This is a genomic window from uncultured Sunxiuqinia sp. (genome assembly GCF_963974515.1).
Classification (GTDB): Bacteria; Bacteroidota; Bacteroidia; order Bacteroidales; family Prolixibacteraceae; genus Sunxiuqinia.
On sequence record NZ_CAXBDD010000024.1, the window covers coordinates 1 to 14174 of the forward strand.

A 14174-nucleotide genomic window follows, 5' to 3' on the forward strand; every position below is an offset into this window, starting at 1 on the left:
TCAATATGATCTTTTCCCCGGCCATTGACGCCCAAAACGGCAACGCGAATTCGGTCGTTCGCTCCCTTCGCACTAGCCGGAACAACTGTTGGCATAACTTTTTCACCCCCCATAGCAACTGGCGTCACGGCCGCAAAGATGGCCCCGGTTGCAGCTGTCCTGAGGAATGATCGCCTTGAATTACCCTTCGTCTTTTCCATGTTTACACGTTTAGCTGATTTGAATTTAGTTACTTGAAATCGTCTGCTATTTTATCAATCTCCGCATCCGTAAGCTCACCGCCAATGACAACCTTATGCTTAAAGGTAATCCATTCGCCAGGCTTTAAAACCACTTTTACAGGTTCAGCACGCCTGTCAACGCTGCGGCCGGCCAGGTTATTCATAGCAAAAAGCCCATAGCCACGGGCATGCGACCATGCCGGATAGTTTTCATTTCCGGGATGATCAAGCAAAACGATGGTGATTGGTTCACCTTCCTTTTCAGCACGCAGGGCAACCCACGGACTCCGTTTCCCCCACACCTTATCACCCTGTACTCCTTCGGCGTTTCGATAAACACCATTTACCCCATCATTATTCAAAAGCGGAGTTTCTGTAAGCGTTCCATTCGCATCCAAGAAATTGGCGGCCTTGGTTGCCGGCTCCTCAAAGGCGCGGTCAACACGAAGTCCCAAGAGGCCTTCCTTGTTTTCAGTAAAGACGACCTGCATAGCTGCTGTTAGTTTGCTTATACGTTCAATCGTCCTTAAGTTCTCCTTGCCAGAAAAGATAAATGTTGTTTCTTCATTCAAAAGGATGTTCTCTTCCTGATCAACCCAGGCAGAACTGGTTACAAGTTGGCCTTTCTGTGGATTTTCAGCAAGGATCTCCTTAAATCGTATCGATCCATATTTAGATTCATTTTCGGGTTTAACAGCAAACGAATTGTTCCAGAAATCGAGTCCGTTTACATCTCCAAAATTGAACCACAAACCAACATGATGGGGATGATCGGCTCTTTCAAACGGACGGGGATCAAGTGGAAAACCCCGTGTAATAATTTTTCCCGAAGCAGTGAGAATTGGATAAAGCGCTGGCTTTTCCATATCATCGGGATAGATCAATGCCGTAAAAAACTTCCCATCAATAAACACTTCCAGCTTCCGTTCATTTACGCTAGTCTTAAATTCCACTTTTGGACGTTCTGAGGCGCCTGCCAGATTCACGGACAGAAGCAAAACAATGACAGTAAAAACTGAAGGTTTCATCTCATTGCATTTTTAATTTTTAGCGGTATTCGATGTAACTCACGATCTGCCATCTTACCAATGATGCTCCTCCGAGAGAGACCGGTCGGGACCACTCCTGTATAACGACTTTTACATGCTCGTTTCATATCCGTTCGGTTGAATTGCTATTTTTCATTAAAACTTCTGCAATTATGAACTTCTCTTATGAAAGATATTCGGTTCTTGTTATTTTTGAAAAAAATACACAATTAAATCGGTAAAGTCAACGTTAAAAATTAATTTTACACAATTGAATTTCAATCACTTGATAAACAACAAAAAACATATCGACCATTTTTTGGATAAAATTGCAAACAGCCAGGTGTTTTCAAAATCACCTGTAAACCGGGAACTTTTGAAATACCTTACCCATTCTTCTGTCAAGGGTCATAAACCAAAAGAGTATCAGATCGCATCGGATGTTTTCGGAAAAAAGTTTGATGCTGAAAAAGAGGTCAATGTGCGGGTTTATATCCATAACCTTCGCAAGAAACTGAAGGAATATTATTTGTACGAAGGCCAGGATGATGAATTGGTCTTCGAACTCCCAAAAGGGCAGTACGCCATCGATTTCAACCATTCTCCGGTCAAATCATTGAAAAAAAAGGTTTACCGGTTTTCTCCCATGCTCTTTGTGGCAAGCCTCATTGTCTTACTCAGCCTACTGCTTTTTCATCTCTTTTTTCCTTTCAATGAGGTTAAAATTGGCTTTTGGAATCGTTTTCTGTCCAATGGTTTTCCAACTCGCCTGGTCCTTGGCGACCATTATTTTTACCGGGGAAACCTGCCTTCGGGCAAAACGGTAACCATGCGGGATAGCCACATTAATTCGGATGGTGATTTTGATGATTACATGAAGCTGCATCCCGAACTGATGGAGCAAATGGAAAAGACCAGCCTCACCTACATCAACAACCAGGCTCCACTGGGCTTGTTTTACCTGATGCAGCTTTTTGGGAGCGGCGATTTTGATCTTGAAATGGACTACTCATCCCGCACGAGCGTAGACGATTTCCGGAAGCGGAATCTGTTGTTCATCGGATCGTTTAAAACCCTGCAACAATTGAAGAATACGGTGGAGAAATTAGGGCTGGTTTACCAGATTGAAAAAACGCTGCTAGAGTACCAGACCGCTGATTCGAGCCTTACTTTTGACAACCGTTCGACGCCGTATTTGAGCTATGAACATGCTACCGTAGCTCATTTCTCAGTTCCTGACGGACGACGAGTGCTATTTTTTCTTTGTGACCTTGATATTGGGAACATGGCGCTAATTAAGTTCTTTACGGACGAAGACCGGATGAGAGACTTCTCTAAAAAGCTAGATGAATTGAGTACGACCAACTTTAAAGCTGTATTCGAGGTGAAAGGCGAAAACCGGACTGATTTCGACATTCGACTCATCCGGATTGATGCTTTACCCAACGATATTGCAGAAATCTGGCCATAAAAAAACCCAGGCTTTCACCCAGGTTTTCTTCTTTCTCCATTCAAAAAAGCTAAACCGTCATTGGAACTTCCAACAACAAAAGTTTGCTTTGTTTTTTTAATTTGATGGCCAGCCTCTCTCCTACTTCCGTTAGACCGGCAGCATCGCGTTTTGAGAGCTCGTATTCGTCCAACGTAACTTCGCCTTCAATAACCATAAGAAACACCCCATTTTTTGAATCTTTCATTTGGTATTCTACTTCCCGCCCCTCATCAAAATTCCCTAAATGCAACCAGGCATCCTGGTGAATCCACATGGACTGGTTTTCACCATCGGGCGAAATAATCATCTCCCAGGTGTTTTCCAGCCGGGCCGGATCAAAATAAGCTTGATCATATCGCGGCTGAACATTCTTTTTGTTGGGAAAAAGCCAGATTTGGAAAAAGCTTACCGGTTCATCCTGCGACGGATTAAACTCCGAGTGCGTCACTCCCGAACCAGCCGACATCACCTGGACTTCGCCTTGGCTAATCGTCGATCCGGTTCCCATGCTATCCCGGTGTTCCAACTGTCCATCCAAAACAATGGAAATGATTTCCATGTTATCGTGCGGGTGGGTTCCAAAACCCATTTTGGGCTGAACCCAGTCGTCGTTCAACACCCGCAAGACCCCAAAATTTAAACGCGAAGGGCAGTAATAGTTGGCAAAGCTGAACGTGTGCCGGCTCTTCAACCAACCATGATCTGCCGCTCCCCTGCTTTCTGATCTGTAAAGAACAATAGACATTGTTCCCTCCTTTCTTTTAATTATTTTTTTGCTACCACAACGAAATTAAGCGTGAAATCGTCGTAAATCATCTTATCACCTAAATTATCAAAGAATGATTTTGATCCGTAGCGTACGTCGTAATCTGAACGGTCAATAACTAATTCTCCCTCTACTTTCACGGCATCGCCTTCAGTTGTTGAACTCGCCTGAAAACTAACCGGTTTAGTGGTTCCTTTAATGGTTAAGTCACCCGTAAAGGTGTAGTTTGGTCCTGATTTTTTAACATCCGTTAAAACCAAGGTCGCTGTCGGATGAGTTTCAACCGAAAAGAAATCGTCTGATTTAAGGTGACCCACCAATTTTCCGTTCATCTCTGCATCGGTGATATCTTCATTGGAGATCGATTGCATATCAATGGAAACCGTTCCTCCTTTAATCTCACCATCAACAACTTCCAGCGATCCTTCCTTAATATCAATCGTCCCGTAATGTTCTCCGGTTACTTTTTTACCATGCCAGCCTACCGTGCTATTTGAAGCATCAACTACATAGTTACCAGCAAAAACGGCTGAACTTACCAATAATGCCAGGCTTAAAACTGCCCATTTCTCAATTCCTCTTGTTTTCATAACTGTCTTGTTTTAAATGTTAATATTCAGTTACAAAAATACATCATGCTATATGTTCAAAAAATGGACAAAAATAAGATTTACTGGTACTTTTTTCTGCTATTATCCCGAAAGTCTTTGATGGTAAGTCCAGTATACTTCTTAAAGAAGCGGCTAAAATAGGACGGGTCGTCAAATCCGAGCAGGTAGGCTATCTCCTTTCCACTCATGTCGGTGGCAAACAATTTTTGTTTGGCTTCTTCAATAATCCGGTTGCGGATCATTTCGCCGGCAGTAATTCCAGCCGACTTTTTGGTGACTTCATTCAAACAAGTTGGATTCATGCTTAACATATCGGCATAGGCAGAAACGCTTTTTTCGCTGGTATAGTATTCTTCTATTAGCTCTTTAAACCGAATGATGGAAAAGCTATCGGATTGTCCGGCATCAGAACTCGCCGGCTCGTATTGTGCTTCAAAAATCCGGATGGACTTCAACAGAAACAAGTGCAGCAAATTCAAAACCGCATCCGGACTGTGCTTATCCGGTTGTTGAACTTCGTCAATCATTAACCCCACCAGGTTGTTCAGCTGGTCTTTTACCGTGCCTTCAACCTTAATGATACTCTTGAACTCGGGATTACTAAACAGCTCATACTCTTTAAATGGTGTGTAGTTTTTCCGGTTGTAACGGGCAAACTCTTCGTTGAATAGAATTGAATAGCCTCCGGCAATATGGTCTAAAATCATGCGGTGCTTCAAACCCGGAGGAACAAAAAGCACGGTGTCTTTTTCGATGACATATTCCACGAAATCAGTGGCATGAACCGCCTGGCCACTTTGAATCCAAAAAATGGAATAGAAGCTATGAAGATGAGGCAGCTGGTTCTCTTTTCGTTCCTCATCTTTCAACTCACAGATTTTCATGATCTTGAAAATCCGGTCTTCGTTTCCGCCATTAAAAAGATTCACTTGATTCATTCGATGCTATTCAATCACGCGGATTTCGCTGCTCATTTTCATCGATTCGCGGTAAACAGCGCTCACACCGCAATATTTTTCTTCGGAAAGATTCACGGCTTTTTCCAGTTTGTCGAGTGGTAAATCCTTACCTTTAAACTCGTAAATCACTTTCACTTCAGCATACTTTTTGGGATGCTCCTCGGTTACGTCACCTTCCACCACTACCCGAAAAGCATCGGGAACTACCTTCATTTTTTTCAGAATGGAGATGACATCAATTCCCGTACAACCAGCTAATGCAGTTAACATCAGCTTCTTGGGGCGTGGGCCCAAGTCATTGCCTCCGCTTTCCGTTCCGGCGTCAATGATCAGCTTATGTCCATCTTGTTCGGTTTCAAAAGCCATATTTTCTTTCCAGGCCAAATCGACGATGTGTTTCATAATAATTGGATTTTAAACAGTTAACGATATACATTTCCCGGCAACTCAGGTATGAAAATATCTAAATAAATAGTTTTACAAATATAAATGTTACTTGTATATTTAAGTCCGATTTTCATTTTTATTAATTCATTCTTAATAAATAGCAATACATGAGAAGTTCAATAAACAGACCCTCAGAAGAAGAATGTGAACTTTCAGGTTTTCAATTATTTAAAAAATTAACCGAACAAGAGTTCACACAGTTGAATTATGATAAAACCTGCTCGCTGTATAAAAAGGGAAGCATTATCTACCGAGAAGGAAGCCGGTTGACGGGTTTTTACTGTGTGACAAAAGGTATTGTTAAGGTTTTTAAGACGGGAATTGACGGAAAAGAACAGATTATCCGCTTTGCCAAAAAGGGCGAAATTATCGCCTACCGTTCATTGCTGAGTGAAGAACTGGCATGTACCACGGCAAAAGTCATAGAAGAGGCTGTTTTGTGTCACATCCCCTATCAAACATTGCAGTTTTTGATTCAAAGCAACTGGCAGTTTTCTCACCACATGCTGCAAATTGTCTGCAAGGAACTGCGCGAGGCCAACGATTACATTACAGATATTGCCCAAAAGACTGTTCGTGAGCGCTTAGCCGAAGTGTTGCTGTTGCTGAAGGACAGCTTTGAGCTCGACAACTCAAACACGCTGCAAATTTCGCTGACCCGTGAAGAACTCGCCAACATTGTAGGTACCGCAACGGAAAGCGTTATTCGCCTGTTGTCAGAGTTTAAACAAGATAAACTGATTGAGTTACAAGGAAGGAAAATTAAATTACTGAATATTAAAGCATTGACCCGGGTGGCTAATCTGTAGCGATTGACTGGTAACTTAAGCCGTCAACTTTATTTGGTGATCCAATCTTCCGGGTTCATTTTTTCATTTTCGCGCCAAACCTGAAATTTGAGCGCTGTTTTGTTTTCATCAGAAAAAATGGCGCCAATTCTTTGCTTGGTTTTTACCTGCTGGCCAGCAACGACGTTAACCTCCTTCAAGTTGGAATACACACTCAAAAAGCTGCCATGGCGAATAATTACAGCCATGTTTCCGCCCGAAATGGCAAATACGCGGCTCACCTGCCCATCAAATACGGCCCGGACTTCAGACCCGGCTTGAGTTGTAATTTCAATTCCATTGCTTTTAACCTGGATATTTTTTAATACTGGGTGGGTATGCACACCAAACCGCTCGGTAATGACACCTCGCTCAACCGGCCAGGGAATACGACCCCTGTTATTCTCAAAATCTGCAGCCAGCAATTTCTGCTCCGGAGTCATCTCAAACTCCCCCGTTTCGCGCGCCTTTTTCGCTTCCTCAGCGAGCAGGCGCTCAATTTCACGATCCAGCTTTTCCTGTTCCTGCTGTTGTTCCCGAAGCTTTTTGCGCAAATCACGCTGTTGCTGCTGCAAGCTTTGCACCTGCCGGCTCTGTTGGTTTTTTTCACCCACCAACTGCCGGGCCTCTTGGTTTTTACTGGCCAACAGCCGGGCTTTTTCCTGCTTCTGTTCCTCCAGCTCTGCAACCTTTTGATCCAATAAACTACTGATGGACTGAATAACTTCGGCCTGTGACTTCCGGTACTTGGCATATTGCCTTAGGTACAGCATCCGTTTGTAAGCCTGGTTCAGATTCTCGGACGACAATAAAAAAATCAGCATATCGTAGCTGTTCTTATTCTTTTGTGCAAACCGAATCATCGATGCATATTCCTTCTTGAGGACCTCCAAATCCGATTTCAACAACTCTGAAACTTGCGTATTCTCATCAATATAGCGTTCAAACACGTTGATTTCATCATTGATACTCTGAATCAACTGGTTCCGGTTCTGTATCTGAGAATTAAGCAGCTGCAATTTGCTCAGCGTGGCTTTCTCATTCTTTTGAGCTTCCTGAAGCAACGTAGATGTGTACTGAATAACTTGCGTTGTATTGACCTTTTTAGCGCGTAAATCCGTCAGCGACTGTCCCTGTACGGACAATACGGCGAGAAGGAAAAACAAGCTCAAAAAAAGGCTTTTCATGGGATCATTGGCTATTGTATCCGGTCATATTTATCCGGTATGTTGAAATTAAACGACTGGTCTTTTTCCGTGGAAAATTTACTGAGTTTAATTTTCATCGACAAATCTTTTTCGGGGCTGGCAAATAGAATATCGATATTGCCCGGATAAAGTTGGCGGTCCACTTTTTCAAAATCAGAAAAATCAACGGTTACCTTACGGGAATTTGATTGATCATTCAAAACAATTTTCCTGATCTTAAAGGTTTTGGGATCAATATATAAATGCTGAACGATAAAGTCATCTTCCCCGAGTTTATTCAAATAGCGATCAATCTTGTCCTCTTTACCCTTCTGTTCAATTTTATCGAGTTTCCGATCTTTAATCGATTGCAAAATATACATCCCCGAATCTGCGTAGGATATAAATTCTCTGAAATCATTGTCGCGCGGATCGTCGCGGTATGAAAATGCCTCGTTGCTGATAATGGACTGAATTAATTCAAAATTGAGTTCCATGTCGACCAAATCACTCAAGTAATCGTACGCTTCTTCCAGGTATTCCTTCTTCAGGTAATTCACCATTTTCACACTGTCGGGCGTTAAAAGCAAACGCGCCAACGGAATATTGATCTTGCTAATGGTGAGTAAAATTTGCTTGTCTTTTTCTGACTTCAGATTGGCCCGAAACGAGGCTTTTTCATCTGGTCCTTCGTACTGGCACACAATCCGCTTAATGGCCAGCATATCGTAATCAAACGATTTGTCTTCCACCTTTCGAATCAGTCGATTGGTGCTGATTGGCCTAATTTTTTCAGTGGTTACCATCTTACTGGTTTTGCAGGATGAGATACCTAAAAACACGAAAAAAATGAGAACAATAACATGATGTGGTGAAGGTGTTTTCAAGGGACTAAAATTTCAATAAATCGTGATTCCTTAATTTTTTGTTCCAATACCTCGGTCCCTTCACCAAGCTCTTTCGCCTTTTTCCAGTTCTCGAGTGCTTTGTCTTTTTCGCCCAGCTTGTAGAGGATATCGCCATAGTGCTCCAGTAATACTCCATTGGCCTCGCCTCCATTGCTAATGGCCGATTCTATATAGAATTTGGCCAACTCGTAATTTTTACGCTTAAATAGAACCCAGGCATAAGTATCCAGGTAGGTTGGGTTCTCGGGATTTGCCTGAACTACCCGTCCGCTCATGCGTTCGGCTTTTTCAAGCTGCTCGCCACGAATTGAAAGGTAATAAGCATAGTTGTTCATGGCCATATGATTGTCCGGGTTCAGTTTGATGACCTCGTCAAATGCCTTGAAAGCCTTTTCAACTTGATTTAGCTTGTAATAGGCTTCAGCTTTATACAATTCAAATTGAACTTTAAGCGACTGGTTATCGAGCACATAAACTTCACCCTCTTCAAGCGTTTCCAATACTTCGTCATATTTTTCAAGTTGAAGGGCGGCAACAGCGTGCAGTGCATACAAAACGGCCTGATTCGGAAACAATTCGATGGCTTGCTCACTGTTGCTGTACAAGCCTTCAAAATCCAGCAAATCGTTATCCATAAACAACAATTGCTGCCAAATAATGAAGTTATCCTTGTCGGTTTCCAGGTATTGTTTCAGATAATCCCTGGCTTCGTCAAGCTTATTTTGCCGCATTAAATGCTCGGCATAAATGGTGTACATACGGTTGTCATCGGGATGCGTTTCCTGCAGAATATCGAGCAGTTCATTCATCTCCTCATGCGTCCATTCGGAAGCTTCGGCATCAGAGGTTTGCAGCATGTAATACTGAATCTTGGTGTCGGCATCCAACTCTTGGTTGGCAAAGGCATTTTTGATGTGTTCATAGGCCTTTTCCTTGTCTCCTTGTTCGATATAATAGCTAGCAAGTGAGAAATGTACAAAGCCGTTTTCCGGATCAATTTCGAGTATTTTATTGAAGTTTTTGATGGCATTTTTTTCATCGCCCACCTGCTGATAGAGTTCAGCCAGCAAACCATAGTATTGAGTTTCTTCCGGATCGGATTCTATTAAGCGGTTAATTTCATCGAAAGCCTCATCTGGCTTATCCCAGGCGAGGTAGATTTGTTGCTTGGCCACCGAAATCTGCTCATTTAGTCCGGTTTTCTGTTCCAGTCGATTGTAGGCCTCAATGGCTTCTTCGTATTGTTCGGCCATTCCCAAAAGCGTCGCATTGTAATAGAGGTATTCCAAATTATCAGGCTCACCTTTGCTCAACCGGGTGTAGATGGCCGCTGCTTCCTGGAATTGTTGCCGCTGCCGATAAATTTCGGCCAGCAGTAACTTGTACCACTTATTTTCTGAATTGATGCTGATAGCCTTTTCCAGCAAAAGTGAAGCACTTGTGAGATCCTTGTTGGCATAGTGAATGCTGGCCATTTCGTACATCGCTACGGACGAATTGGCATCGATTTCGAGGCAACGTGAAAAAATGGAAACTGCCTTTTGAATATCGCCCAATTTCTTTTGCTTCAATCCTTCAATAAACAAATACTCAAACTCATTTTGCTGATCTTGTGACAGTTCTGTTTCTACAGGCGCATTTCTGGCTGGTTCGGCCACCAACTGTTGTTGCGTTGCTGAACAAGAAGTCAAAAAGATGGCTGCGAATAAAAAATATGTCAGTTTCTTTAATGTCATTTTTTCCCTTCTAGTTTTTACCGGTATGCCCAAAACCTCCCGCACCACGTTCGGTTTCTTCCAAAATTTCAACGGTTTTCCAGGCAACGGTTTCGTGTTTGGCAATCACCATCTGGCAAATCCTTTCGCCGTGGTTAATCACAAATTCTTCGTTGGATAAGTTAACCAGAATGACCTTAATCTCGCCACGGTAATCGGCATCAATTGTTCCGGGTGAGTTCAATACGGTGACCCCTTTTTTTATCGCCAGTCCGCTGCGAGGCCTGATTTGTGCTTCATATCCAACTGGCAATTCAATCAATAAGCCCGTTGGTACCAAAGCACGTTCCAGCGGTTTTAAAACAATCGGTTCGTCTAAATCAGCACGCAGGTCCATGCCAGCTGATAAAGCGGTACTGTATGCTGGCAATTCATTTCTCGACTGATTAACAATTTTCACTTCCATAAGTTGCTTTTTTTCAATCTGCAAAGATAGCTAAATATCACTATTCTCCTTCCCAGTATGGTTCAATTAACAATATTTAAGGCTATTCGATAAAGAACAATTCTTCCATTATTTTATCCGAAATAAATAAGCCTTCGGTTGACAGACGGTAAACATCGTCTGCATAACGCAGGTGTTTGCTTGTTAAGTATTTTTCGGCTTGCTTTTGGAAAAACCGGCGGAATTTGGGGTCGAAATTCTCTTTCAGGTAAGGTCCTGAAATTCCCCATTTCGTTCTTAATGAAGTAATCATGTAATCATTGTACTGATCTTGTTCCGACAGGATTTCAGTTTCCGAAAAGCTTGTTTTGCTTTCAATAGCTTGAAGGTATTTTCTCAGGCTTGATACATTCCAACGCCTGGTTTTATGGTCGAACGAATGTGCTGACGGTCCGAACCCCAGGTATTTTTTTCGTTCCCAATACGCTTTGTTGTGGCGCGAATAGCATTCGTTCCGGGCAAAATTCGATATTTCATATTGCTCAAATCCGGCACTTTTCAACCGGTTAAGCAGCAATTTAAACTGGTCTAAGCTCAGCTCATCAGGAAGCTCTTTGATTTTCCCGCTCTTCAGATAATCGTAAAATACCGTGTCTTCGTGGTAGGTGAGGTGATAGGCCGAAATGTGCTGTACATCCAAGGCGATGGCCTGTTCTACGTTGGTTTCCCAGTCGGCCAGTGTTTGGTTGGGCAGTCCATAAATCAAATCGATACTGATATTCTGAACACCAGCCTGTTGTGCCCCTTTAATGGAGTTTATCGCTTGCCGGCTGTTGTGGCGCCGGTTCATGCTTTTCAAATCATGATCGTTGAACGATTGGGTTCCAATGCTCAATCGATTAATACGGGTTGTATTTAAACGATCTAAAAACAACTCAGTTAAATCGTCAGGGTTGGCTTCAAGCGTAACTTCAATGTCTTCTTCCTGTTGGTAACCAGTGTCGATCAAATGTAAAATCTCATTAATTTCGTCAATTTTCAAAACCGAAGGTGTTCCGCCTCCGAAATAAATACTGGCTATGCTTTCTCCATCTAACTCATGTTTGCGCCAGTCTATTTCCTTTTTCAAGGCTGAAAGAAAATCCGTTTTCGCGCCAAAATCCGTTGATTTGTAGAAATCGCAGTAGTGACACTTGGTCTTACAAAATGGTATGTGAATATAAATTCCGGCCATAAACCAGTCCTCCTCTGTCTTTGTCCGACGGCCTGCCGGAAACCAATCGGTTTACATTTTAATTAGGTCTTCGTGACCTTCCATATCATTAATCACCGTAGCCAAGGTTGTTTCACAATAAAACTTATACAGCTTTTCGCGAACCTCAGAAAAGCTCTTGTGAACCGGGCAAGGTTGTCCTTTTTCATGATGAGTGGAACAAGGTTCCATGCTAATCAGGCAGTTTTTGAAAAAATCCTCGCCATCAATAATACTCACAATGTCATACAATGAAATTTCATCTTTTGGCTTTCCCAAACCAAACCCCCCATTGGGACCTTTGGTTGAAACAAGTACTTTTTGCTTCACCAGGTTTTGTAGTATTTTCCCAAGAAAAGGAGTTGGAATATCCAATTCACTTGAAATTTTTTTAATTCCGATTTTCGTTCCTTTTCCGTCGCCAAATTTTCCGAGATAAATCAAGGCCCGGATCGCGTATTTACAAGTATTAGACAGCATAATTTAGTGTTTATTTTTCCATTGTTTACTAAATGATTCCTTTGCAAATGTTGGCAGGGACTTTTTATCGCCCAACGCATCTTTTTTCACTTTTCCAAGCTTATTTTTCATGTTGCCACCCAGCAAGTCCAAACGTTTCCGTTTCATAAATGCATATTCAAAAGCCTTCATGCCCAGATTCCAGCCCATCGGCGTATCGCCGTTTCTCACTGCATCACGGCGGTTGTATAACAGCATGTTGTGCAATGGAATCCTGACCGGACAAACTTCAGTACATTTGCCGCAGACCGAACAGGCCGAACTCAGGTGATTATATTCAGAAAATCCCTTGTAGAACGGGGTGATTATTGAGCCAATGGGGCCGCTATACGTCGCATCGTAGGTATAACCACCCACATTTTTATAAATGGGGCAGGCATTCAAACAAGCACCACAACGGATACATTTTAGTGCCTCAAACTGGTCATCTTTCTCGTACAATTCACTACGCCTATTATCCAGCAAAATCACATACATTTTTTCCGGGCCATCTGCTTCAGCGCTCCTTTTGGGGCCCGAGACGATGGAGTTGTAAACGGTGATTTGCTGTCCGGTGCCATGTGCAGCCAACAGAGGCCACATCAAGCCCAAATCCTTCATTTTTGGAATCACTTTTTCAATTCCGGCAATCACAATGTGAATCTTCGGAAACGAAAAAGTCATCATGGCATTACCTTCATTTTCAGTCAGTGCAATCGCTCCTTTATCGGCTATTAAGAAATTTGCACCTGTTACGCCAATGTCGGCTTGGGTAAACTTTTCGCGAAGCAAACCCCGAACAAAATTGGTTAAATATTGAGGAGTACTTTTTTCAGGTGTATCAAATTTTTCATGAAAGAGTTCAGAAATATCTTCTTTCGATTTGTGCATGGCTGGCGTTACAATGTGATACGGCTTTTCACCAGCTATTTGGACAATATACTCGCCCAGATCTGTTTCCAGGGACTCCACGCCGATCGCTTCAACATGTTCGTTCAGTTCGATTTCCTCGGTAGTCATTGATTTACTTTTCACCAACAAGTTCGCCTGGTTATCCTTCAAAATTCGCTGAACAGATTGAATGGCTTCGGCAGCATCCTCGGCCCAGATTACTTCTGCACCATTGGCTTGGCTATTCTTTTCAAATTCGAGCAGATACTGAGGCAACTTAACAATAGCATCGCTTTTAATATAAGAAGCCCTGTCCTTTGCCAGCTCCAGGTTGGCGTATCTTTTTCTACCCCGGTCCACCGCAGCATCGTACTTTGAAATGTTGAATTTAATGGTTGCCCGATGCCGTTTATCGAAGGCAATATTTTCCGAATCTTTTATGAATTGTTTCTTTTCTTGTGACATAATTTAGCCCAATGGCATTTTATTAATTCTTCGAAGATGTCGTCCGCCTTCAAAATCGGTTGAGAGAAAGGTCTTGACGATCATAATTGCTTCCTCATCGGTAACAAAACGTGCCGGCAAAGCACAAATATTTGCATCATTGTGAAGTCGGGCCAAAGCAGCTATTTCAGGTTTCCAGCAAATTGCGGACCTTATTTCCTGATGTTTGTTCGACGTCATGCTAATCCCGTTTCCACTTCCACATAGGGAAATACCCAGTTCAAAGTCGCCATCTTCAACCGCTTTTGCCATGGGATGAGCGTAATCCGGATAGTCGGAGCTTTCAGCGGAATAGGCGCCAAAATCCTTAAATTCGATACCCTGTTCTTTCAAAAAATCCACAATCACCTGCTTTTTTTCATATCCAGCATGATCGGAAGCCAACGCAATCTTCATCTTATTCATTTTCACTAAAAATAGTCA

Annotated in this window: 15 protein-coding genes and 1 pseudogene; 2 read left to right on the forward strand and 14 right to left on the reverse strand. The window is 42.5% G+C overall.

Annotated elements, in window-relative coordinates; translation table 11 throughout:
- Both AAC033_RS07750 and AAC033_RS07755 read right to left on the reverse strand, forming a co-directional pair.
- A pseudogene (locus AAC033_RS07750) lies at positions 1-200 on the reverse strand (hypothetical protein); the annotation flags it as partial.
- A 29-nt stretch (positions 201-229) separates the two neighbouring features.
- Entirely contained in the window at positions 230-1249 is a 1020-nt protein-coding gene (locus AAC033_RS07755; protein WP_339736784.1) for a PmoA family protein, read from the reverse strand.
- Between the two features lie 319 nt (positions 1250-1568).
- On the opposite strand from AAC033_RS07755, the gene AAC033_RS07760 reads away from it, so the two are divergent.
- Positions 1569-2720: a hypothetical protein gene (locus AAC033_RS07760; protein ID WP_339736785.1), complete on the forward strand. Its 1152-nt coding sequence runs from the start codon at positions 1569-1571 to the stop codon at positions 2718-2720.
- 49 nt (positions 2721-2769) lie between these two features.
- Here the strand turns inward: AAC033_RS07760 and AAC033_RS07765 are convergent, their stop codons facing one another.
- The 4 genes from AAC033_RS07765 to AAC033_RS07780 form a co-directional block, all read right to left on the reverse strand.
- Complete coding sequence (locus AAC033_RS07765; RefSeq protein WP_339736786.1) at positions 2770-3486, reverse strand: pirin family protein; 717 nt, start codon at positions 3484-3486, stop codon at positions 2770-2772.
- Between the two features lie 20 nt (positions 3487-3506).
- Positions 3507-4097 carry a YceI family protein gene (locus tag AAC033_RS07770; protein WP_339736787.1) on the reverse strand — a complete coding sequence of 197 codons (591 nt, stop codon included), beginning with the start codon at positions 4095-4097 and terminating at the stop codon, positions 3507-3509.
- Between the two features lie 80 nt (positions 4098-4177).
- Positions 4178-5056: a helix-turn-helix domain-containing protein gene (locus tag AAC033_RS07775; protein WP_339736788.1), complete on the reverse strand. Its 879-nt coding sequence runs from the start codon at positions 5054-5056 to the stop codon at positions 4178-4180.
- Positions 5057-5062: 6 nt separating this feature from the next.
- Positions 5063-5479: an OsmC family protein gene (locus tag AAC033_RS07780; protein WP_339736789.1), complete on the reverse strand. Its 417-nt coding sequence runs from the start codon at positions 5477-5479 to the stop codon at positions 5063-5065.
- 152 nt (positions 5480-5631) lie between these two features.
- Here AAC033_RS07780 and AAC033_RS07785 point away from each other — a divergent pair, with 152 nt between their 5' ends.
- Positions 5632-6333, forward strand: coding sequence for a Crp/Fnr family transcriptional regulator (locus AAC033_RS07785; RefSeq protein ID WP_339736790.1), 702 nt, complete (start codon positions 5632-5634; stop codon positions 6331-6333).
- Positions 6334-6362: 29 nt separating this feature from the next.
- On the opposite strand, the gene AAC033_RS07790 is transcribed toward AAC033_RS07785, so the two are convergent.
- From AAC033_RS07790 to rpiB, 8 genes are all read right to left on the reverse strand, one after another.
- Positions 6363-7538: a peptidoglycan DD-metalloendopeptidase family protein gene (locus tag AAC033_RS07790; protein WP_339736791.1), complete on the reverse strand. Its 1176-nt coding sequence runs from the start codon at positions 7536-7538 to the stop codon at positions 6363-6365.
- Between the two features lie 11 nt (positions 7539-7549).
- Positions 7550-8344 (reverse strand): DUF4292 domain-containing protein, encoded by a 795-nt coding sequence (locus AAC033_RS07795; protein WP_339736792.1) that lies wholly within the window; start codon positions 8342-8344, stop codon positions 7550-7552.
- Positions 8345-8421: 77 nt separating this feature from the next.
- Positions 8422-10182, reverse strand: coding sequence for a tetratricopeptide repeat protein (locus AAC033_RS07800; RefSeq protein ID WP_339736793.1), 1761 nt, complete (start codon positions 10180-10182; stop codon positions 8422-8424).
- 10 nt (positions 10183-10192) lie between these two features.
- Positions 10193-10627, reverse strand: coding sequence for a dUTP diphosphatase (dut, locus tag AAC033_RS07805; protein WP_339736794.1), 435 nt, complete (start codon positions 10625-10627; stop codon positions 10193-10195).
- 82 nt (positions 10628-10709) lie between these two features.
- Positions 10710-11840, reverse strand: coding sequence for a radical SAM family heme chaperone HemW (hemW, locus tag AAC033_RS07810; protein ID WP_339736795.1), 1131 nt, complete (start codon positions 11838-11840; stop codon positions 10710-10712).
- A gap of 51 nt (positions 11841-11891) precedes the next feature.
- Complete coding sequence (locus AAC033_RS07815; RefSeq protein ID WP_339736796.1) at positions 11892-12338, reverse strand: Rrf2 family transcriptional regulator; 447 nt, start codon at positions 12336-12338, stop codon at positions 11892-11894.
- A 3-nt stretch (positions 12339-12341) separates the two neighbouring features.
- On the reverse strand, positions 12342-13712 hold the full coding sequence (locus AAC033_RS07820) for a lactate utilization protein B (RefSeq protein ID WP_339736797.1): 1371 nt from the start codon (positions 13710-13712) through the stop codon (positions 12342-12344).
- Between the two features lie 3 nt (positions 13713-13715).
- The gene (rpiB, locus tag AAC033_RS07825) at positions 13716-14156 is read right to left on the reverse strand and encodes a ribose 5-phosphate isomerase B (protein WP_339736798.1); all 441 of its coding nucleotides are present in this window, start codon (positions 14154-14156) and stop codon (positions 13716-13718) included.
- Positions 14157-14174: the final 18 nt, after the last annotated feature.